The sequence below is a fragment of the uncultured Paenalcaligenes sp. genome (assembly GCF_947630565.1).
In the GTDB taxonomy this organism is placed as follows: Bacteria; Pseudomonadota; Gammaproteobacteria; order Burkholderiales; family Burkholderiaceae_B; genus Paenalcaligenes; species Paenalcaligenes faecalis.
In genome coordinates this window covers 1-19,426 of the sequence record NZ_CANRIC010000042.1, presented here as the reverse complement: position 1 = coordinate 19,426, position 19,426 = coordinate 1, and the positions used below count along the sequence as shown (strand labels likewise).

Here is a 19,426-nt window from a genome sequence, read left to right as displayed (position 1 = left end):
TTTAGTATTATCTTGAGTATTGGTGTTCAAGAAAGACAGAGGCTTTGTGTTGCTTTGAATCTCAGCATTCAGTGTAGACAGAGGCTTTGCGTTGTCTTTAGTGCTGGTTTCTGCTAAGTGTCTTGCAGTCAACGAGGAGGCCTGAGCCTGCTGTCGCAAGGCGCTGGACTCTCTAGCTACAAATAGGGTGGAGCTAATAAAATCAGCAGCACTTTGGGCTTGGTTTGACTTTGAATCAAGCGAAGACGTATTTGTCTTTGTGTCGTTGGTGTTTAGTGCGTTTTTTGTATGAGCGCTATAGTTTAGTTGTAACTGTAGCGCAAGGTCTTTTAGCTGCTCAGGCGCAATACCGAGCTGTTCTAATTGAGCCAGTAACTCTTTTTGAGCCTTAGGGTCTAGATTTAAGGACTGTAGCATTTCAAGTAATTGGGGATCTAAAGCCTCGGATTGCTGGCTTAATAGTTCAGCAAAAGTCGAGTCAGAAGGGCCTGCTTTTTTATTTAGCAGTGCGCCAATTCCAGAGGGGGTAGCGCTATTGAGTGTCGTCAACAGAAGTGCGTTCATTCGTTAACCCAATTAATTAGTATGATGTAGTCGGTAGTGCATGGCAGCAGAGAGTTCGTCATTATTACGTTGCTCTTGGCGCAAAAGGTGTTGTGCTTGTTCGTAGTCGCGGCGCTCTTGCAGTGTTTGGTATGCATTTAATCGCTGCTTTGCAGCAAACCAGTGTTGCTGTTGTTCTTGGATTTTTACATTCAATTGTTCTATTAGACTATTTTGCTGTGTAATAGCTTGATCCAAAGTGCCAATAAAGCGGTAAAAGTTGTGATAGTTCGCCATAGATACGCCCGCTTGACTGGATTGTAGTAAGCGATTGCTGTAGTCTTCGCGGTATTGTTTTAGGGCGGCTAACTGATTATCAGCCCCAACCTTATCGGCATTTAAACGCTGTAGGCGTTGGGTTTGTTGGTTGATGTCGTTTTCCGCCAGATCAATAAGCGTTTTCATGGAGGAGCTAGACATTGGCATTGACCCCTAATATGGCACTTAATTCATTGACGGCTTGATCAAAGCTAACCGGTGTATCTACGCCCTGACGTAAGTAGGTTTCTAGCCAAGGAAAACGCTCAATGGCGTCGTCAATGGTCGGGTCATTACCCCGCTGATAAGCCCCTACTGCAATTAAGTCACGATTACGTTGGTAGGTGGACATGATTTGCTTAAAACGATGTACCAGTTTAATGTGATCGGGACTTACAACGGCAGACATCACCCGAGAAATAGAGGCCTCTACGTCAATAGCAGGGTAGTGGCCACTTTCAGCTAGACGTCTAGATAATACCACATGGCCATCTAGAATAGCGCGGGACGAATCAGCGATAGGATCTTGCTGATCATCGCCCTCGGTCAATACGGTATAAAAGGCGGTAATTGAACCAGAGGCTTCACCGTTTTTGGACTGCACGCCATTTCCAGCGCGTTCAACTAAAGTAGGTAACTTATTAAAAACAGAGGGTGGATAGCCTTTAGTGGCAGGCGGCTCACCAATGGCTAACGCAATCTCTCGTTGAGCCATCGCATAACGGGTCAGCGAATCCATGATCAGCAGCACATGCTTACCTTGATCTCGGAAATGTTCTGCAATACGGGTCGCGTAAACGGCACCTTGTAAACGTAATAACGGAGATACGTCAGCAGGGGCAGCAACCACCACCGCACGTTTCAAACCGACTTCGCCTAAGTTTTGTTCGATGAACTCTTTAACCTCACGGCCTCGCTCCCCAATGAGGCCAACCACAATAACATCGGCCTCGGTATAACGAGCCATCATACCAAGCAGCACACTTTTACCGACGCCCGAGCCAGCAAATAGGCCCATGCGTTGTCCGCGACCTACTGATAATAAACCATTAATTGCACGGACTCCCACATCCATTGTTTGGGTAATCGGGGTGCGATCTAAGGGGTTGATGAATTTGGCATTTAAGCTGGCTTTAGGGCCAATGCTAAGTGAGCCTAAGTTATCAAGGGCATTGCCAGATGCATCGACCACGCGCCCTAGTAAGTGGTCGCCTATAGGCAGTTGTTGGGCTAAGGCAGGGGGGTCGGGTTGTTGTACGCGGGCATTTCCATCAAGTGTTACGGGGCTTTCTGTCACAGGCTCTACGGGTAGAATTAAGGCACCGGAGCGCAAGCCCATGGTTTCGTGATGAGGCATTAAAAAAATCGTATCACCATCAAAACCAACAACCTCTGCACTGGCCCATAAGTCCAATGACTCAGAGACTTGGATGCGGCAGGCAGCGCCCAACGGTAAACGTAAGCCTGTAGCCTCCAGAACTAATCCGGTGGCCTTTGTAATACGACCACTGCGTGCAATGGTGTCACTACTTTGAATACGTAGGCTAGCGGTTTGTAGCTGAGCTAACCATTGTTGAGTAGGGCGCGGCGACGTCATAACGAAATGTTAGGGTCAGAGGGGCCGAGGCGTGACAAGGCTCTGCGCCAACGCGTTTCAAGCGTGGCATCAATGTGACCCAATGCCGTTTTAATTTCGACCCCGCCAGCACGAATGGCTTCGTCTGCTTTCAAGCGCCAATTATTGTGCTGCAAATCATCCGCTAAATGCTGTTCTACCAAAGCGACGTCATCGGGGTTGAGTAAAATAGTGACGGCTTGATCTGATTGTTCGGTATCTTTCAGGACGTCTTGGATTAAGGGGATAAGTTGTTCGGGATACTGCTTTAATTCAGTTTGTAATACGTGTTGTGCAATATCCACGGCTAGCGCTAGGACGGCTTGCCCTAGGTCTTCGTGCAACTGATTTAAGGCGGTAGCGGTTGTGTGGGTAATTGAAGCAAGCTGGGCTGATTCTTGGGCCGCAGTCTGACTGCCTTTTTCGTAGCCCTCGGTGTAGCCTTGTTCTGTTCCCTTGGCTTTTCCTTCATCGAAGCCTGTTTTATACCCTTCGGGCTGTCCTTTTTCTAGACCTTGCTGATGTCCTTTGGCGTAGCCTTCGGCATGCCCTTGCTGTTGAGCAAGGGCTTTGAGTTCAGCAATCTCTGCAAGAATGGCCTCCATATCCACATCAGGCTCTACCTCGGCATCAGGGGAGGACGGCATATCAAATGCATCCATCTCCCAGCGTTGCCAGTGCTCCTGTGCGTATGGAGAACGTCCTTGATTAGACATACTCGTCGCTTCCTAGTCCAGTCAACGTAATTTGGCCTGTTTCGGCCAAGCGGCGGGCGACCTCGACCACCACTTTTTGTTCTTCCTCGACCTTGGAAACGCGGATTGGGCCTTGGGCTTCGATGTCTTCGCGCAGCATATCCGCAGCACGGTTGGACATATTTTTGAAGAATTTTTCGCGCAGCTCTTCGGCAGCCCCTTTTAGGGCAACCGTTAACGAGGTGGTTTCTATCTCTTTGAGAATAAGCTGAATAGCCGTGTCTTCCACATCCATGAGGTTATCGAAGACAAACATTTCCTCAACAATGCGATCGGTGAGATCCGCATCCATAGAGCGCAAGCTGCTGACGATGGCTTCCTCGTTGGCTGCATTCATGTAGTTCAGGATCTCAGCAGCAGTACGAGGACCACCCATTTTGCTGCGTTTTGCGCCTTGGCCGGATAGCATGCCATTCAGAACCTCAGTGAGTTCTTGTAGTGCGTTGGGCTGTACACCACCAAACGTCGCGATACGTAAAACCACATCATCACGTAGGCGCTCGTTGAGTTCAACTAAAATGTCTGCGGCACGATCTCGCTCTAAGTGAACTAAAATAGTAGCAATAATCTGGGGGTGTTCATCGGCAATTAGTTCAGCCACACCATGGGCGTCAAGCCAGTTTAAGGCATCAATGCCGCTGCCTCCACCGCCCTCGGCATCCAGAATGTCTTCGATAATACCGGCAGCCCGATCAGAACCTAAAGCTTTAGTAAGTACCGAACGAATGTATTCGTTTGAATCTAAGGTGACGGCCATGAACTGATCTGCCTCTTGGCGGAACTCTTCGAGGACGTCATCCATATCATTACGGGTGAGTTGCTTTAGGTTAGCCATCGCAGAACCTAACTCTTGAACCTCTTTAGGATTAAGGAATTTAAACACCTCTGAGGCGGCGTCTTCGCCAAGCGCCATCATTAGCACAGCGCTATCACGTAATTTATCAGCGTCGCTTGTTGTCATCGTCGTTATCTTTGTTGTTCATCCAAGAGCGCAGTACCATTGCCACTGCGCGCGGGTCTTTTTCAGCCATACTGCGAGCTGTACTAATGTTGTCTTCGTAGCGATTGATCTCTGCCGCACGTTCTTTGGCCGCCTGCTGACGCTCTAGGTCTTCTTCGACCTCTTCACGCATGACTTGGGCCTGTGAACGAGCTTGGATTAAACCCTGAATAATGGGGTTTACGACCACACGCCAGAACACAAAGAACAGAATCGCAAATAAGAGATATTTTAGCAAAGTCACAGCAGTCTCGGTGTAAACACTGTTTTTCCAGAAAGGAATGGACGTGTCTTGGGGATCGGTAAAGCGACTGTTTACCACACTGATCGTGTCGCCACGCTCTGCGGAATAACCAACGGCTTGCATCACCAAAGCACGAATGTTTTCTAACTCCTCGGCCTCTAGGGAGGTGTATTCCTTATCAATATAGCGATGATTTATCACCACGGCGACAGATAAACGTTTTAGTTCACCAGAGGGGCCTTTGACGTGACTGATGGTGCGATCGACTTCGTAATTAGTTGTAATATCGGTACGAGCATTGCCTGATGGGGATACCAAGCGAGCCTGAGCCTCTAGGGTGCTTAAACGGGCATCTAGGTTTTCGTTATCCGGTGTATCCGCGTCGGTCGGGGTGGTGGCAGGGTTGGCAGCAATAGCCGCAGCGTTCTCGTCAATAATAGGAGCAACGGGGTTTACTGGTGCCTGATTAGTCAAGGCGCCGGGAACACCTTCGGCCCCTAAGGTATGATTTTGTAAGGCCACGCTGCTTTGTTCGCTGCGCACCGCGGCTTCGCCAGGTTTTTGATTTGGCCTATAGACTTCGGAGGTTTGTTCGCGACGGGCAAAGTCTACATCAGCGCTGACCTGGGCGCGTACATTGCCCGGTCCTAATAAAGGATTGAGAATAGTGAGAATACGTTGAACAGAACGATGCTCGATATCAGAGACAAAATCGCGTTGAGCGTTTGAGCCACCGGCTTCGCCAGTAGGCGGTGTTAATAATCGACCATCTTGGTCAACAACAGATACATTTTCGGCGTTTAAAGAGGGTACGCTAGAGGATACAAGCCAACGTATTGCTGCGACCTGACCCTCTGAGAGGGTGCGCCCGGGGTAAATGGACACTAAAACAGAAGCGGTAGGGGGTTGGCGATCACGAACAAATAAGGTTTCACGCGGGATAGCAAGGTGAACCCGAGCCTCTTGCACTGCATGCACAGCACGTATTGAATTAGCTAATTCGCCCTCTAAGGCGCGCTGGTAAGTCACCTGCTCGGTAAATTGGCTGGCACCAAATCGAGACTGATCCAGTAGCTCAAAACCCACATTACCGCCGCGAGGTAGGCCTTGACTGGCCAACTGCATTCTAGCCTCGTGTACTTTTTCTTTGGGGACAAGAATGGCACTGCCATTATCGGAAAACTGGTAAGGAACGTTCATTTGCCCTAAGGCGTTCACTATAACCCCACCATCACGGTCGTCTAGGTTAGAGAACAGAACCGAGTAGTCGGGCGTGCGAGACCACATCGTAGCAACAACAATAAGCGCAACAACCGCTGCAGCAGCACCAATCTGGGCTGCGCGGGGTAAGGTGCGCAAAAAGTTTAAGCCGGGGACTCGTTCTATCATTGGGGCGGCCTGGCTCATCTAGGATCTCGTAAGGTGAAAAGTAAATACCAAGGCTGAATCTTCAGGTTTTTAACCGTGAGTTGCATGGAAAAAACGGTAAGGGTTAGACAAAGGATAAAAGCAGACGGCTACAAAGACATTAAACAGGCATGCTGGCGACAGACTGGTAGGCCTGCACTAAGCGATTTCGTACCTGTACACTGGTTTGAAAGGCGAGACTTGCTTTTTGGAGGTCAATCATAACATCATTGAGTGATGCCGTTGAGGTGCCAGCCACAAAGCTTTCTGCCTGAGCATTGGCACTATTTTGCGTGGCGGCTAAGCGATCCATACTGCGTTGTAGTTCACCCGCAAACCCAGAAGGTGAGCTGGTGTTTACCGTGGTGGTAATTGGCGCGTTGGCGGCAGTTTTTGCCACACTGCGCATTTGAGTAAGAACAGAGTCAATGGCAGAGAGTGATGATGTTGTCATGTTACTAACCCGTAGATAAATAATAGCCCTATAGTAATAGGCTTTGTCTACGAAATACTTTACATTTAGTTATGTCTAGTCAAGCCGTCCATCAAGCGTCAAAAAACGGGGTTTATCGTGCTTTATTAATTCACTGATGATTAAATCCCAGAATCTGGGGATGGGGGCGCGGGAAGCAGACGTTCCAAATTTGGATCGTCAGACTCTAAAGCATATAACCAAGCCAACAATTCTGCAATAACCAGATACAGTTCTGGCGGAATATGTTGATCTAAGTCCACTTGCATCAATAGTCCGACAAGTTCTTTGGACTCATGGACATACAAATCATTTTCTTTAGCTGTTTGAATAATCGCATCGGCAATATGACCATAGCCTTTAGCCACGACCCGTGGCGCATTATCATCGGTGGGGTCATATCGCAAGGCAACAGCGGAGTTAGGTGGTCTATTCGGATTCGTGGACATACAACGGTGGATCTAGTTGGAGTTCGTCTTGGCGACTGATTTGGAATTGTTCTATCTGTAAACCTTGAGCCTGCAGACGTTGCACTAATTGTTGCATGTTGTCTGTTAAATGGGTTGCCGCTGCCGGAGCCCGTATATGCATCCGTAGTTTTTTGTCGTCAATATATAAACGGGTTTCTACCTCGCCTAAGCGGGGTAGATCTACACGCAATCGTGTTTGCCAAGGTAGATCATCGGGATTATCAGAGGATGGGTTTTTTTCTTGGGACTCCTCCTCGTGACGACGTTGGATTTCCCACTCCATCATGGCACCCGGCCATGCCTCACCACGCCACATAAAGAGTTGATTTGCCAATACGTCTAACTGTTGGCGTACTAACTGTTGGGCAGAAGGGTCAATTCCCGCCTGTTGTAAGGTGGTCGAAGGGAGTGGTTCAGCAGGCGCTTTACCCTGTAACAAAGAACTGCCTTTAGCGGATTTAGCAGCAACCTGTTGGCTTTGGTGATGCAGCTCGGCCTGAGGTTGCTGGCGTAATTGGGCCGGATCGGCTTGACCTTTAACCAGTTTGGCTAAGTGGGACTCATAGAACATGCCACTTTGTTGCACATTTTGAGTGAGTGCCTGGGTAAAGGCGTTAACTAAGGTGGTAGCCCCACCAATAGTATTGGCTAAGGTGGTCAGTGAAAGAGCGGGGGTTGACGCGCCAGTAGTCGCAGAGGCAGTAGTCGCTGAGGCAGTAGCAGCAGTGGTAGAGGCGCTGATTGTAGGGGGCGTGCTGGTAAGACGACCGGATTGGCTGGTAGCTGCCGCGTTAGAGGGCTGGCCTGACTGGGTCGTTGGCGCCCGATTCGCCTGAGCATTCTGATGCGACGGCGTTGCATGCTTAACCAGTTGAGCTAGCTGTTGAGGCTGCATCAAGGGTTGACGGCCTTGGACGGGTTGATTGCTATAGCTATTGAGTAAGGTTAGCAACGTGCGTGCTGTACGACCCAGAGTGGTAGGGGCCGAGGCCGTAAAGCGATTGTCTGTATAACTTTTGAGCTGATCGGTCAGACGAGCGTCTTGACGACCTACGCCTGTGCTACGGCTTTGTTGGCGTGCCTTATCGACAGACTCTTGGGTTGTACGATTACGCTGATTTTCGTTGGGGTTAAGGCGATGAGCTGGTTGAGATTGCCGCAAGGCATCAGGATGCGCGCCAGTGCGGTTTTGTGCAGGTTGACTAACGCCTAGAGCAGTGTCTAGGCGTTGAACTAATAAATTACCGAGGGATGACGGTCCAAGGCTCATGCGTTCAAGCTAGGGGCGCAATAGGCCTGAACCACCGTTTTTTGGCGCTTTATGTCACCCAGTAGGTGCCCTAAACGTTTGAGTTCAGGTTGAACTAATTGACGAATCTCGGCGTCGTCTTCGAGGATACGAGTCAATAAAGAGCGACGTGCTAAGCGCTCTGAGTCGGAAAGCTGATTAATTTGCTTTAAGTGCTCAACAGCCTGAATATAGCTGTGACTCAACTCTAGTACCTCGGACCACTGGTTGGTGCGGGCTTGGTTCACCATACGATTCGTAATCTGGGCGATTAACTCGTATTGCTGCAGAGTGTCAGAGGGGCTAGTCATAATTTTACCTGTGCATTATTTTTGAGTGGCTTCTTTCCATGTATCGCTGAGAGTCGTGAGCATTTGTTCAGCAATATCCAGACGTTTTGGGTCAGCGTGTAGGTTGGCCTGTGTTAAATGATACACGATTAAGTCATAGGCAATAATCAGTTGATCGGCGATTTCACCGCCTTTCTCTTTGCTTACGGATAGCTTTAGGCCGGTTTCTACAATATCAATGGCTTTGGAAATGGCCTCGCCGCGTTGGGCGATTTGATTATTTTCGAAGTGAAGCTTCGCCTTTAGTATGGCGGCCCGGCCCCCATCAAAAAGCAAAGAAATAAGCTCTTCGGGGCTGGCGCTGAAGACTTTGGTTTCCAGCCCTATGTTGGCATAGGACTGGGCAGTGGGGCGGCCCCCAGGGCCGCGACGAGGAGCGTAGGTCATCTTATTTCTGGTTGTTCATGTTGGCCAGCATAGAGAGTTGCTGGGTTAAATAGTTACTGACGCCATTCATTTGGTTAACCATGACATCAAGCTGGGAAAACTGTTTGCGGTAGTTTTCCATTTTGTTATCAATGCGCTCAGAGGTGGCTTCGTATTGCTTTTTCAGATCCTTAATGTTGCGATCAATACCGTCAGTCGCATTGCTGATTAGACCGCCTGATTTGATGAACTCGTTGGCTGCGCCGTCCATTTTTTTACCTAGGCCGTTTTCGCCACTGAGAAAACCAGTTACGTCAGCTAAGTTATCTTTGACGGCAGCGGTCAGTTTTTTATCATCAATTTCGAGTTTACCGGTTTTGTAGTCCGTTTTAATGCCAAGGTCAGCCAACGTACGAATTGCGCCAGAGCCTTCGGCACCATTTAATGCACTACGCATCTGGGTCTCTACGCGTCGTACTAAAGAATCACCCGTTAAAGCGCTGCTTTTTTCGTTTTCTACATCAAATGAGGTTTGGAATTTGATGGTGTCTAATAACGCATTGTAGGACTTTACAAAATCTTTAACTGCATTAATGGCGGCCGTGTCATCACGAGTAATGGCGACTTTAACCGTCTCGCCGTCTTTGGGCATGGATTTTAAATCAATGGTCACGCCCTCGATCACATCTTCGATTGAGTTGGACTGACTATTGACCTCGATGCTGTTGATAGTGAGCTTCGCGTTTTGGGCCGCGCTGACGGTGTAACTGCCGCTGGATTGGGTGACGCCATTTTCCTCAATGTTATTAAAACCTAAGACCGCATTTAAGTCGTCGTTGCCAGTGACATTGATTGTAGCGACAGAGGCCTCTGTGCCAGTATCTTTGGCCGTAATCATTAGACGATACGGGCTGTCAGGATTACCATCATTAACCATCGTGGCTTGGACGCCAGCCTTAGGGTCCGCATTAATGGCTTTCATTACACCCTGTAATGAGGTGTCAGAGCCTAACTGAACGGAGTGAGACTCGCCATTAGCTAAGGTGATGTCAATAGAGCCACCAGTACCAATGTTCTGGTCACGCGATGGCTGACCCGCTAATACTAATGATTGCTGAGTTGCTAGAGTTTCGACTTTGATGTTGTAGTTGCCTGCGACAGCCTTATTTTCGACCTTAATACCTAAGGCTTCGCTGGATGAAGTGGCTTTGAGAGCACCGTAGGTTTCAGCTTTAGTTAGGGCCTGGCTAGATTTCTGAAGATCGGTAAGTGAGCCTTTAATAATGCCGTAACCTGATAAACGCGCCTCGGAGATAATTTGTTTTTGTTGGATGAGGACTAAAGGCTGATTTTCGCTTTTTCTGAAGTCTTCGAGCAGTTTATCAAGTGGTAGACCTGAGCCTACACCTATAGAGGAAATAGCCATGATATGAGTTCCTTTTAACCTTGGTTTGCTTAGGTAATTAAATTATGCTTTGGTGTTAATGCTGTTGCCCTGAAATTTAGCGATCATGCGGGATATTTGCAAGACGGCCTCAGAGGGCACGGTGCGGATCACGTCACCAGACTCATTGTTAACTAATGAGACAACCAAGCGTTGTGAATCTGGGTCTACATCGAAACGAACCCCCGTAGACCACGCTTTCATGTTTTCATTCAGTTGCTCTAGGGCCGTATCTAACGAGCTTTTTTCTGGCTCAATGATATCACCCATTGGCGGGCGATGCGGCCAGCGCTTGTAGTTTTGGGTGTGGCTTTCGGTCTGAACAGAGGGTTGCACATGTTCAGCGGACTCAACACGTTGAACTTGATTATCTGTTTCGGGCTGAGTGCCAGGCATTACAACGGGGAGTGCTTGAGAGGTGATAGGGGTCACCATAAGAGGCTCCTGATGGTAAAATGACAGTTACTATCGTTAACGGCTACTTGAATCTAAAGTTTAGCCTGTCTTTGGGTATTACTTAGTGGCTTTGCCTTTGATTTGTGTTAACAAGCTGTAATACCGACGACTAAATAGGGCATAATAGACCTATTCTTCTTGTTCTTATAAGATTGCTTATGTCACGTTCTGAAGATGTTTTGGTTGGTCAATACGCCCCACTGGTACGTCGTCAAGCCTTACAGATGATGGCTCGGTTACCCTCTAGTGTGGAACTAGATGATTTGATTCAGGCGGGTATGATGGGCTTGTTGGATGCCATTCGACGCTATCAACAAATGGCAGATGCCCAGTTTGAAACCTATGCGATTACCCGAATACGGGGCTCCATGTTGGACGAATTGCGCTCGCAGGATTGGTTGTCGCGCAGTGTGCGCTCTAAAGCGCGTCAGATCGAAACGGCTATCGCGGCCTTGCGGCAACGTTTAATGCGTGAACCAACAGAGCAAGAGGTGGCGCAGGAACTCGAATTAGAGCTAGACGAATATCAGGTCTTACTAGAGGAAGCCAGCGGTGTGCAGGTGATTCACTACGAAGACCTCGCTCGCCGTCAAGGCGCAGAGGCGGGTACGGACGCGCTCGAGTTTTTAAGTTCCATCGAGGGGCCGAGTGCGGCCGCAGACAACCCATTTAATCATCTTGTGTCGCAGGATTTACGTAAAGCCTTGGTGGCGGCGATTGATGATTTACCCGACCGAGAAAAGCTATTATTCACATTGCAATTCCAAGAGGACTTAAACCAAAAGGAAATTGCAGCGGTCATGGATATTACCGAAGGGCGCGTGTCTCAAATACGCTCCCAAGCCGTCGCGCGTATACGCAGCCATCTTAAACAAGCCAACTGGCAAGGCCGCCCCGAAGAAGTAGAAAATCAGGTGTTGATGTAGAACGTCAACGTGGATGTATAGCTACGTTTTTAGTGACTGTCTTATTGAAGCTCACCCAGCTAAAGCAAGGTGATTCTTGTTGTCTTCGGTTTAGGCGCCGTGATATTTAATCACGCTCGTCTTCTAAAACCTCTTCCAAGCGTTTATTGTGTCGGTACTCCCTACCGCCACATACGTTAAGTGATTAGCCTTAACCCTTCTTTGTTGATATTTATCGCTGCATTTTGGTCTCTATCGTGACTAGCGCCACAATCACATGACCAATTTCTGATAGCTAACGACCATTTTCCTTTATATATTGTACCACAACAGCTACACAGCTTACTCGATGGAAACCATTGACTAATAGCTGAGATTTTTCTCCCATACCAATCGGCCTTATATTCTAATTGCCGTAGAATCTCTCCAAAATTAGCGTCATGAATGTGCTTAGCTAACTTCCGGTTTTTAACCATGCTTTTTACTCGTAACGACTCGACGCTTATCACTTGGTTTTTGTTTATAAGTGTTTTTGTCATTTTGTGAGTAAAATCTTTGCGAGCGTTAGCTATCTTTTGGTGCACCTTCGCAATGACACGCTTTTTCTTCTTAAAGTTATTAGAGCCTTTCTTCTTTTTAGCGAGCTGGCGCTGCGCCTTAGCTAGCTTCTTGGCGTATTTTTTCGTTAAACGTGGGTTGTTAAATACTGTTCCGTCCGAACATACCGCTAAATTAGAAATCCCGACATCTACACCGATTGTTTTATTTGTATCAGGAAGACTCTTTGTTTCCTCTTTAACTAAAATAGATACAAAATATTGCCCTGCTTTATTTTGAGAAATACTTAGAGAGCTAGGAGTGCCCGTAAATGAACGAGACCACTTGATTTTAAGCGGTTGCTTCATTTTGGCTAACGTAAGAGACTTCGTTCCCGCCTCCCACTTAAATGCGTTGCTCATGTAATGAGCGGATTGACGCGCGTTTTTGTTTTTAAACTTCGGGTAGCCGAAACCCGACTTAAAGAAAGACTTAAACCCTTTATCGAGGTGCTTTAAGGCTTGTTGCAGCGGAACACTAGAAACGTCCTTTAGCCAAGCGTAATCGGGGTTTTTCTTTAATAGCGTTAGGTGTTTACTCCAATCGTTACAGTTAGTTTTATTACCTAATTCGTATTGTTCTTTAGAGAAAGCAAGGGCTGAATTATACGCAAACCGAACACAACCAAACGTCTGAGCAAGTAAAATGACTTGTTCTTTGTTTGGGTAAAATCGGTATTGATAAGCGATGGTTTTCAACGGTTCATTTTCTCCATATCTAATTCTATATTATCTAAAGAGTGGCAATAGTCAACAAGTTATTGCCGCTACGCGGCAAAGTCTTTCATCCCCCACCTAAAGAGGGTGTCGCAAAAGGTCTGTTTTCAGTAAACTCATTCTTCATGAAGTCTATAAGGATCACTCATGAGCACTGCCAGTAAAATTCCTGATTTGATGAGCCGCCAGTTCGATCTGTTTAGCGGTGTGCCCACCGAGGAACCGATGACTGAGCTGAAGACGGCTTTACAGAGCGGACGTCGTTTTGTGATGGGTGATCCTAGTAAGATTTTTGTAGGTACCGTGCCGTTGGAGGACTATCTACGTAGTAGCGGTGAACGGGCGGCCTTCACGGTAGCGCGTTTGCTTGATGAGCAGGACTGGCAGGGGTTTGAGCAGCGCTACGCCGCCACTGGGCGTGCGCCGTATGCTCCGCGCGGTATGATGGGATTAATTCTGTATGGCCTCATGCAGGGTGTGCATTCGCTACGTGCTTTGGAGCGTTTAGCCCGTTTGGATTTGGGCTGCATGTGGGTTTGTGGTGGTATTACGCCGGATCACGCCAATATTGGCCGCTTTATCCTTTTGCATGAAACGTCGTTAACGAGTGATTTTTTTGAATCGCTCACCCGTTCCGTGTTGCGAGCCAGTGGCTCGAAGGGACGGCGTCTGGCGGGCGACGGGACGGTCATTGAGGCAGCTTGTTCGCACTACAAGTTACTCAAGGAGGATGCCCTCAAGGCGCACGTTGATGCGGCGCGTGACGTGTTGGCGCGAATACCCGATGATGCACAAGCACAGCAAACGCATCAGCGCTATTGAGCCACAAGCTATGGTGCAGCGTTTAAAGCGTGGCCGCGGCTTTGCGGCCTCTTATAAGCCTTCCGTTTTAGTCAATGACGACCGGATTATTGTCGCTGTAGCCGTTGATCCCTCGAGTGAAACGGCCGTCATGGAATCCATGTTGGATCAAAGCGCCCGGGTCTTGGGTGAGCACGCTCAAGAAGTGCTGTTGGATGCGGGCTACTTCGATGATAAAGTGATTACAGCAACGCTTGATCGCACGATTAGCCTGCTGTGCCCGTCAGGACAGTGGCCTGCTAAGGACAAAGGAACCGGACTGTTTCATAAAAGCCGCTTCCAATACGATCAGCACACTGACACCTATCGCTGCCCAGCAGACCAGATATTAAGGTGCCAGACCAAGGTGGCCCCCTCAGTTCGAACCCGCGAACACCGCGTCTACGGCACCTCATCCTGTGCGGGTTGTCAGTTAAGAGTCCGCTGCACCCAAGCCGTTAAAGGCAGGAAAATTAAGCGTTACCCCGAGGACGAAATGCGTGACGCGCTGCGTCAGATTATGGAACACCCCAAAGCACAGCGTGTATTCCGTCAGCGCAAGGCGATGGTCGAACCCGTATTTGCTCATCTGCGATGCCAGCAAAAACTTGAACGCTTCCGGCGCCGCGGCCTAGCGGCAGTGCGACGAGAGTTTGCACTGCACGCACTAGCATACAACCTATCTCGTGCCGTGAGGCGATTGAACGCCCTGTTGATCGTCTTATTTAACCTTCTTGGGCACATCTATCCGGTTCAGAACGTACTCCACCGTGTAACAGCCTGTAGTGCTTGGAAAGGACGGATGCTCGGGGTGGCCTTTTGATAAACACTCTCCTCCCAGCCTGAAATTGTTTTGCAACACCCTCTTTAGGGCGGGGTTATTGACTGAGAGCCTGCACAGATAGTTCGCGAATCCGTTGCAGTAAATAGTTGACCTCGTCTAGGGCGCCCTCTGCCGTTTGCACCACAGAAATCCCGTCATTAGCATTACGTGCCGCCTGTTGTAGTCCTTTGATATTGGCCGTCATGCGATTCGCAATTGCAAAGCCTGCTGGGTCGTCTTTGGCGCTGTTAATACGTTTGCCCGATGACAGCCGCTCGATCGCCTGCCCCAAGGCGGAATTAGCCTTAGACAAATGATACTGCGCAATCAGCGCATGATGATTGGTATTGAGGGTGAGCATTTAAGAGTGTTTAACTACCCAGTCTTTTAGTACCTCATCAATTCGTGTTTGCCAGCCTGGGCCTTGGGTACGAAAAGCCTGTAATACATCAGCAGAAAGACGTATGCTAATACGTTCTTTAGTGGGCTCATGTTGTGGCCCCCGACCTTGAATATGTAGTTTTTTTTGAAGGGTAAGGGGGAGAACCTCTGTTGCAGGCTGAAAGTGCTGTAGATCAGCTAAAGTTAACTCTCTGACCTCGCCGTCTTTATTTAGTAGTGATTTTTCGGTGTTTTTCATAATTACGTAGCTCCCTGTGATTGGCTTTTCGTAAACTGATTACTCGAATTCCAGATGCCGTTTCAGTAAATACAAGTACATGCAAACGCTGATTGATATTACCTATAGCAATAAAACGTGGTTCACCATAGTCTCGTCTTGTATCTTGAAAGATCAGAGCAGTAGAGAAATCCAAGTGTGCCGCAGTATCAAAGTTTATGTTTCGTTCTGTTATATTCTTGGCATTTTTTGCTTCATCATAAACAATAACTATATTGTACATACGATTTGTTTTTAAACCTAAAAATAAGTATGACGATAGTAAGTATTGTGTTGAGTGTAGAGGGTAATTACTAGAGAGGGTATTGTGAGAATTACGTATCTTCTATGAGCTTTAGCGCCGACCTATATCGCCATGTCTTTGGCGCAAACCCTGAGTGGTTAACCCCGCGCTTTTTCAATTAGTTCTTTTTGCAGCTTTCTTTGTTGTTGAATCGAGTTTTCTAATACCTCGTACAGTTGTGCATAGTCTGCGGGGAGCTGTGCTTGCATTTGTTTATCCTCAAACCGGTCAATTAAGGTAATGGTTTGCAGGATAATGGTTTGAAGCTGATCGATGAGGGATTGGTGTTGGGTGGGCATGGCGGTGTAATAGGGCTTAATTAGTGGCTTTGATTTAGGTAGGTTTTAGGTAGAATAAGGCTTATTTATCTAAATGTAAAAAAGGAAGCCCTTTTATGGATACCGCTGCACGAAATGAACAAATTGCTGCCCATTATGATGCGCAGCCGTATGACTCCAACGCGTTTTATTATTCCAGTCCCGCCTATTTACGGGCGGCGGCGTATTTATATGGCATTGATACCCCACCTGTGGCGAATGCACGGGTGCTGGAGTTAGGCTGTGCGGCAGGGGGTAATCTATTGCCGTTTGCGTGTATGTATCCAAATGCCACCGCAGTGGGGGTGGATTTATCCGAGGTACAGGTTAACCAAGGCAAAGAGCTGATTGAGCGTATGGGCTTAACTAATTTACAGCTACATGCCATGAGCATCACTGATATCACGCCGGAATTTGGTACCTTTGATTATATTATTGTGCATGGTGTGTTCAGCTGGGTACCGCCGGAGGTACGAGACGCCATTTTACGGGTGTGTAAAGAAAATCTCTCTGAGCAGGGCGTGGCGTATATCAGCTACAACTGTTACCCCGGCTGGAAATCCGGTGAAATTGTGCGTGATGCCATGCTGTTTCATAGCCATTTTGTCCCCGAGGAAGATAAAGTGGCCAGTGCCAAAGCCATGTTGACCTTGCTGTCCGATGGCTTGGCGGCGGGTAATCCATTGCGTCCCTCGTTATTGGGGGCGGTGGCGCAATTACGTAAACACAATGATTATTATATTGCCCACGAATACCTAGAGACTTTTAATAACCCGTGTTATTTTGTGGAGTTTGCTGATGCAGCTGCGCAAGCAGGCTTGACGCACGTAGGGGATTCTGAACCACGATTGGAAATGGCAGCTAATTTTGGCGGCAATGTCCAGCTACATCATAGCCTGACAGCAATCGGACAAAACCGTTTGATGCGTCAGCAGTACTTGGATTTTGCTGTGGGACGAAATTTCCGTAAAAGCATGCTAGTTCCTGCCGAGCGCGAGGCGGACATTGCGACCAGCCCTGATTTGAATAGGTTGGCTGATTTGTATTTTGCGGGTCGCTTTACGCCCGTTAAAGCCGAAGATCAAGTGGCCGATACGGTACGGGTGTTTTTAGACCACCGAGGCAACCGTATTAGTTATGATAATGCGGCCATGATTGCTGTTCTAGAACAGCTAAACACCTTGTGGCCGCGTGCGGTGTCGGGTCAAGATTTAATAAAAATTGCTACCGAACATGGCGAAGACCAACCACAACGTGCCTTAGAGAGGCTTTTTTATTTAGGCCGTCATTATATGGCGCGAGAGGTGGGCGACGTACCTGCCGTGTTGACGACGAGCACAGAGTCAAAACAGCTTATTGATGGGGCATTGGATGTGCTGCGCTGGCGTCGCGAAGTTGCGCCCGGTATTGGGCAGTTTAACCCGTGGCATGATGGCGCTAATATGCAGCTAAACGATCCTGAGTGGTTTGTGGTGCAACTGTTGCCAACCATGAGTAAACCGACAGAGCTACGTAAAGCCTTAATCGACGCATGGCAATTAGGGCGAGTCGTGGATAAAGACGGCAGCAGTCTAAAGGGCCATCGTAACCTAGAGGCAAAGGCTGATACGTTGATTAAAGATCTATTCGCGTTATTGGTACGACAAGGAGTGTTGGTGTAGCGAGAGAGCAGAACCCGTGGATGGTGCAGGGTTCTTCTTGTAATAACTAAGATAAGGTTTAAGGGATAGCTCGCATCCGATTATTTTTACCTTTGTGTTCGACTTCCGCTAAACCTAGATACTCAAGGATGGAAGGAACATAAGAGGCAAAGCGTCCTTTTCGTCCCTTGGTTAAGCCATAAAAGCCCCCGATAGGGTTGTTAGTATCACGAGCCCATGCCTCAACAGTATGAGGGTCGGGGCTTTCCTCTTCTCCTTTGCTGCCTAGATAAACCCACTCCCCATTTTGTTCGTGTCTTAACCAGTTATATAAGTCCTTAATAGCACGTAGTTCGTAGTCATGGGTGTTGTTATGGCTAGATGTGGTGATGTGAATGCGTTGGGTGGGGGCGTCGATAGAAAATACAAAAGTCTTACGGCCGGTGGGGGTATGTAATGTGACATTCATTGTTTATTCTCTTATCAGGATAAAGTACAAAGCCCTCCAGTTGGAGGGCTTTTGATTGCTGCACGGTTGCCCATGCAGCATTTTGTTGTCAAAGACTAACGTTAAAATTAACGCAGCAAGGACAATACAGACTGAGGAACTTGGTTGGCTTGAGCCAATACAGAAGTACCTGCTTGCTGTAGGATCTGAGCGCGAGTCATGTTGGAGACTTCGACAGCGTAGTCGGCGTCTTCAATACGGCTGCGTGCGGCAGACAGGTTGGTCACAGTGTTGCTTAGGTTGGAAATAGTGGATTCAAAACGGTTTTGGATCGCACCGAGGTGGCTACGTAGATCGTCAACTTGTTGTAGGGCTGCGTCCAAAGCGGCTAGAGGGTCTTCAGTGCGCTCGCTTAATGTCGCTGAGTCTGTTGTTAAGTTGCCGTCAGCATCTACAAAGTATTGGTTAGCTTTACTATCAGTTACTTTTCCGTTATCTTGGACAGTTAAATTGTGAGTAGTAGTGGGTGAGTTGCTGTATTCACCGGCTTTGTTGATCGTTATGTCAGTGGTAGCCTTCACTGATCCATCAGAGCTAGAGATTGTGATTGCAGCTGTTACACCTTTAATACCATCAGCTTCGATTGTAAGATCTTGGTTACTGAGTTGGTTGGAGGTGGCAGTTAGACCTTCAGCTGTAATATTAGTCCCAGTACCTTTAAGCGTAATATCGCCAATAGAGAGTGAGGCATTCGTCCCTGATGCACCAGCCATGGATGTAGCTAGCTCTCCGGTGGTTGCAGCTTTAGTAGTGGCTGGGTCTTTGCTATTCAGAGTTAGCTCACCGTTTGCTGTTAAATAAAGTTGTTTTCCTTCTTTATCAACAATGTTGCCACCTGCTTGAATTTGTATCTCAATACCTTTGCCTGCTTGATTCTCATAGGTAGCCGTAACGGAGCCATCTGCTGACATGGTATTTAGTTTATTTGTTACTGAAGCAGCGTTTAGACCAGTAACCTTGTAGGAAAAGTTACCTTCGCCGTCGCTTTTGAATGATGCTGCCTTACCCCCATCCCAACCAAGAGCTGTAGCTGTCTTAGTGTCAGTTGTCGCCGTTATTGTTTTGTCTTTAATAGTAGCATTCAAGGCTTGTTCAGCGGTAATCTTGGTATTTTGCTCGCTCAGGGTCCACTTATTCTTATCAGTTGCGTCCTGAACAGCACCACCTGCTTTTAAGTCAGAGGCAGCAGCTTCTTTGTTAGCAACAGAGCCTTTGCCATTCACGTTGAAGCCGCTCAAGCCCAAGGTGTCTGAGTTGATTTTACGTAGGTTGATGTCAATACGTTGATTGTCATGAGCCCCAACCTGAATAGATAGGCTGCTGTCTTTGGCTAAAACATGTACACCGTTAAATTGAGTCTGTTCTGATACGCGGTTGATTTCGTCTAAAC

General features: G+C 47.9%; 23 protein-coding genes and 1 pseudogene. 4 read left to right on the top strand and 20 right to left on the bottom strand.

The window, feature by feature from the left end; translation table 11 throughout:
- From Q0Z62_RS08430 to Q0Z62_RS08370, 13 genes are all read right to left on the bottom strand, one after another.
- A partial coding sequence (locus Q0Z62_RS08430; RefSeq protein WP_298053393.1) for a hypothetical protein occupies positions 1 to 564 on the bottom strand: 564 nt, incomplete at its 3' end.
- 12 nt (positions 565 to 576) lie between these two features.
- A complete protein-coding gene (fliJ, locus tag Q0Z62_RS08425; protein WP_298053391.1) occupies positions 577 to 1,023 on the bottom strand; it encodes a flagellar export protein FliJ in 447 nt (148 codons plus the stop codon).
- Complete coding sequence (fliI, locus tag Q0Z62_RS08420; RefSeq protein WP_298053389.1) at positions 1,016 to 2,458, bottom strand: flagellar protein export ATPase FliI; 1,443 nt, start codon at positions 2,456 to 2,458, stop codon at positions 1,016 to 1,018. Before fliI ends, fliJ begins: the two co-directional genes overlap by 8 nt.
- Positions 2,455 to 3,192, bottom strand: coding sequence for a flagellar assembly protein FliH (fliH, locus tag Q0Z62_RS08415; protein ID WP_298053385.1), 738 nt, complete (start codon positions 3,190 to 3,192; stop codon positions 2,455 to 2,457). Before fliH ends, fliI begins: the two co-directional genes overlap by 4 nt.
- Positions 3,185 to 4,192: a flagellar motor switch protein FliG gene (gene fliG / locus Q0Z62_RS08410; RefSeq protein WP_298053383.1), complete on the bottom strand. Its 1,008-nt coding sequence runs from the start codon at positions 4,190 to 4,192 to the stop codon at positions 3,185 to 3,187. Before fliG ends, fliH begins: the two co-directional genes overlap by 8 nt.
- The gene (fliF, locus tag Q0Z62_RS08405) at positions 4,173 to 5,882 is read right to left on the bottom strand and encodes a flagellar basal-body MS-ring/collar protein FliF (protein ID WP_298053381.1); all 1,710 of its coding nucleotides are present in this window, start codon (positions 5,880 to 5,882) and stop codon (positions 4,173 to 4,175) included. Before fliF ends, fliG begins: the two co-directional genes overlap by 20 nt.
- Before the next feature lie 121 nt (positions 5,883 to 6,003).
- Positions 6,004 to 6,336 (bottom strand): flagellar hook-basal body complex protein FliE, encoded by a 333-nt coding sequence (gene fliE, locus Q0Z62_RS08400; protein ID WP_298053379.1) that lies wholly within the window; start codon positions 6,334 to 6,336, stop codon positions 6,004 to 6,006.
- A gap of 140 nt (positions 6,337 to 6,476) precedes the next feature.
- Positions 6,477 to 6,803, bottom strand: a complete 327-nt coding sequence (locus Q0Z62_RS08395) for an EscU/YscU/HrcU family type III secretion system export apparatus switch protein (protein WP_269900018.1) — start codon at positions 6,801 to 6,803, stop codon at positions 6,477 to 6,479.
- Positions 6,784 to 8,094 (bottom strand): flagellar hook-length control protein FliK, encoded by a 1,311-nt coding sequence (locus Q0Z62_RS08390; protein ID WP_298053376.1) that lies wholly within the window; start codon positions 8,092 to 8,094, stop codon positions 6,784 to 6,786. The genes Q0Z62_RS08395 and Q0Z62_RS08390 overlap by 20 nt, the downstream gene beginning before the upstream one ends.
- On the bottom strand, positions 8,091 to 8,423 hold the full coding sequence (locus Q0Z62_RS08385) for a flagellar protein FliT (protein ID WP_298053374.1): 333 nt from the start codon (positions 8,421 to 8,423) through the stop codon (positions 8,091 to 8,093). The genes Q0Z62_RS08390 and Q0Z62_RS08385 overlap by 4 nt, the downstream gene beginning before the upstream one ends.
- Positions 8,424 to 8,438: 15 nt before the next feature.
- Positions 8,439 to 8,849, bottom strand: a complete 411-nt coding sequence (gene fliS / locus Q0Z62_RS08380) for a flagellar export chaperone FliS (RefSeq protein WP_269900015.1) — start codon at positions 8,847 to 8,849, stop codon at positions 8,439 to 8,441.
- Position 8,850: 1 nt separating this feature from the next.
- Positions 8,851 to 10,254, bottom strand: coding sequence for a flagellar filament capping protein FliD (fliD, locus tag Q0Z62_RS08375; RefSeq protein ID WP_298053371.1), 1,404 nt, complete (start codon positions 10,252 to 10,254; stop codon positions 8,851 to 8,853).
- Between the two features lie 42 nt (positions 10,255 to 10,296).
- The gene (locus Q0Z62_RS08370; protein ID WP_298053366.1) at positions 10,297 to 10,707 is read right to left on the bottom strand and encodes a flagellar protein FlaG; all 411 of its coding nucleotides are present in this window, start codon (positions 10,705 to 10,707) and stop codon (positions 10,297 to 10,299) included.
- A 179-nt stretch (positions 10,708 to 10,886) separates the two neighbouring features.
- Here Q0Z62_RS08370 and Q0Z62_RS08365 point away from each other — a divergent pair, with 179 nt between their 5' ends.
- Positions 10,887 to 11,654: an RNA polymerase sigma factor FliA gene (locus tag Q0Z62_RS08365; protein WP_298053363.1), complete on the top strand. Its 768-nt coding sequence runs from the start codon at positions 10,887 to 10,889 to the stop codon at positions 11,652 to 11,654.
- A gap of 176 nt (positions 11,655 to 11,830) precedes the next feature.
- Here Q0Z62_RS08365 and Q0Z62_RS08360 read toward each other — a convergent pair whose 3' ends face one another.
- Positions 11,831 to 12,928: an RNA-guided endonuclease TnpB family protein gene (locus Q0Z62_RS08360; protein ID WP_298053361.1), complete on the bottom strand. Its 1,098-nt coding sequence runs from the start codon at positions 12,926 to 12,928 to the stop codon at positions 11,831 to 11,833.
- Between the two features lie 288 nt (positions 12,929 to 13,216).
- On the opposite strand from Q0Z62_RS08360, the gene Q0Z62_RS08355 reads away from it, so the two are divergent.
- Positions 13,217 to 13,768 (top strand): transposase, encoded by a 552-nt coding sequence (locus tag Q0Z62_RS08355; protein ID WP_298053358.1) that lies wholly within the window; start codon positions 13,217 to 13,219, stop codon positions 13,766 to 13,768.
- A complete protein-coding gene (locus Q0Z62_RS08350) occupies positions 13,731 to 14,609 on the top strand; it encodes a transposase (protein WP_298053355.1) in 879 nt (292 codons plus the stop codon). Before Q0Z62_RS08355 ends, Q0Z62_RS08350 begins: the two co-directional genes overlap by 38 nt.
- Before the next feature lie 67 nt (positions 14,610 to 14,676).
- On the opposite strand, the pseudogene Q0Z62_RS08345 reads toward Q0Z62_RS08350, so the two are convergent.
- The 4 genes and pseudogenes from Q0Z62_RS08345 to Q0Z62_RS08330 form a co-directional block, all read right to left on the bottom strand.
- A pseudogene (locus tag Q0Z62_RS08345) lies at positions 14,677 to 14,970 on the bottom strand (flagellin FliC); the annotation flags it as partial.
- The gene (locus Q0Z62_RS08340) at positions 14,971 to 15,249 is read right to left on the bottom strand and encodes a BrnA antitoxin family protein (protein ID WP_269900009.1); all 279 of its coding nucleotides are present in this window, start codon (positions 15,247 to 15,249) and stop codon (positions 14,971 to 14,973) included. It abuts the pseudogene before it with no gap.
- Positions 15,218 to 15,511: a BrnT family toxin gene (locus Q0Z62_RS08335; RefSeq protein ID WP_269900008.1), complete on the bottom strand. Its 294-nt coding sequence runs from the start codon at positions 15,509 to 15,511 to the stop codon at positions 15,218 to 15,220. The genes Q0Z62_RS08340 and Q0Z62_RS08335 overlap by 32 nt, the downstream gene beginning before the upstream one ends.
- A 158-nt stretch (positions 15,512 to 15,669) precedes the next feature.
- Positions 15,670 to 15,870, bottom strand: a complete 201-nt coding sequence (locus tag Q0Z62_RS08330) for a hypothetical protein (RefSeq protein WP_298053350.1) — start codon at positions 15,868 to 15,870, stop codon at positions 15,670 to 15,672.
- 95 nt (positions 15,871 to 15,965) lie between these two features.
- On the opposite strand from Q0Z62_RS08330, the gene Q0Z62_RS08325 reads away from it, so the two are divergent.
- Positions 15,966 to 17,549, top strand: coding sequence for a class I SAM-dependent methyltransferase (locus Q0Z62_RS08325; RefSeq protein ID WP_298053346.1), 1,584 nt, complete (start codon positions 15,966 to 15,968; stop codon positions 17,547 to 17,549).
- Between the two features lie 58 nt (positions 17,550 to 17,607).
- On the opposite strand, the gene Q0Z62_RS08320 is transcribed toward Q0Z62_RS08325, so the two are convergent.
- Together Q0Z62_RS08320 and Q0Z62_RS08315 are read right to left on the bottom strand one after the other, a co-directional pair.
- Positions 17,608 to 17,997 carry a DUF6855 family protein gene (locus Q0Z62_RS08320; RefSeq protein ID WP_298053344.1) on the bottom strand — a complete coding sequence of 130 codons (390 nt, stop codon included), beginning with the start codon at positions 17,995 to 17,997 and terminating at the stop codon, positions 17,608 to 17,610.
- 107 nt (positions 17,998 to 18,104) lie between these two features.
- On the bottom strand, positions 18,105 to 19,426 hold a 1,322-nt coding region (locus Q0Z62_RS08315), incomplete at its 5' end, for a flagellin (protein WP_298053342.1).

What these genes read in the sequence shown, in the direction of transcription:
- Q0Z62_RS08370 (WP_298053366.1), bottom strand. Translation starts at nt 10,707, where the DNA reads ATGGTGACCCCTATCACCTCTCAAGCACTCCCCGTTGTAATGCCTGGC.
- fliS (WP_269900015.1), bottom strand. Translation starts at nt 8,849, where the DNA reads ATGACCTACGCTCCTCGTCGCGGCCCTGGGGGCCGCCCCACTGCCCAG.
- fliG (WP_298053383.1), bottom strand. Translation starts at nt 4,192, where the DNA reads ATGACAACAAGCGACGCTGATAAATTACGTGATAGCGCTGTGCTAATG.
- Q0Z62_RS08330 (WP_298053350.1), bottom strand. Translation starts at nt 15,870, where the DNA reads ATGCCCACCCAACACCAATCCCTCATCGATCAGCTTCAAACCATTATC.
- Q0Z62_RS08335 (WP_269900008.1), bottom strand. Translation starts at nt 15,511, where the DNA reads ATGTACAATATAGTTATTGTTTATGATGAAGCAAAAAATGCCAAGAAT.
- Q0Z62_RS08355 (WP_298053358.1), top strand. Translation starts at nt 13,217, where the DNA reads ATGGGTGATCCTAGTAAGATTTTTGTAGGTACCGTGCCGTTGGAGGAC.
- Q0Z62_RS08340 (WP_269900009.1), bottom strand. Translation starts at nt 15,249, where the DNA reads ATGAAAAACACCGAAAAATCACTACTAAATAAAGACGGCGAGGTCAGA.
- fliJ (WP_298053391.1), bottom strand. Translation starts at nt 1,023, where the DNA reads ATGTCTAGCTCCTCCATGAAAACGCTTATTGATCTGGCGGAAAACGAC.
- fliF (WP_298053381.1), bottom strand. Translation starts at nt 5,882, where the DNA reads ATGAGCCAGGCCGCCCCAATGATAGAACGAGTCCCCGGCTTAAACTTT.
- Q0Z62_RS08320 (WP_298053344.1), bottom strand. Translation starts at nt 17,997, where the DNA reads ATGAATGTCACATTACATACCCCCACCGGCCGTAAGACTTTTGTATTT.
- Q0Z62_RS08365 (WP_298053363.1), top strand. Translation starts at nt 10,887, where the DNA reads ATGTCACGTTCTGAAGATGTTTTGGTTGGTCAATACGCCCCACTGGTA.
- fliD (WP_298053371.1), bottom strand. Translation starts at nt 10,254, where the DNA reads ATGGCTATTTCCTCTATAGGTGTAGGCTCAGGTCTACCACTTGATAAA.
- fliE (WP_298053379.1), bottom strand. Translation starts at nt 6,336, where the DNA reads ATGACAACATCATCACTCTCTGCCATTGACTCTGTTCTTACTCAAATG.
- Q0Z62_RS08390 (WP_298053376.1), bottom strand. Translation starts at nt 8,094, where the DNA reads ATGAGCCTTGGACCGTCATCCCTCGGTAATTTATTAGTTCAACGCCTA.
- Q0Z62_RS08395 (WP_269900018.1), bottom strand. Translation starts at nt 6,803, where the DNA reads ATGTCCACGAATCCGAATAGACCACCTAACTCCGCTGTTGCCTTGCGA.
- Q0Z62_RS08385 (WP_298053374.1), bottom strand. Translation starts at nt 8,423, where the DNA reads ATGACTAGCCCCTCTGACACTCTGCAGCAATACGAGTTAATCGCCCAG.
- fliH (WP_298053385.1), bottom strand. Translation starts at nt 3,192, where the DNA reads ATGTCTAATCAAGGACGTTCTCCATACGCACAGGAGCACTGGCAACGC.
- Q0Z62_RS08350 (WP_298053355.1), top strand. Translation starts at nt 13,731, where the DNA reads ATGATGCACAAGCACAGCAAACGCATCAGCGCTATTGAGCCACAAGCT.
- Q0Z62_RS08325 (WP_298053346.1), top strand. Translation starts at nt 15,966, where the DNA reads ATGGATACCGCTGCACGAAATGAACAAATTGCTGCCCATTATGATGCG.
- fliI (WP_298053389.1), bottom strand. Translation starts at nt 2,458, where the DNA reads ATGACGTCGCCGCGCCCTACTCAACAATGGTTAGCTCAGCTACAAACC.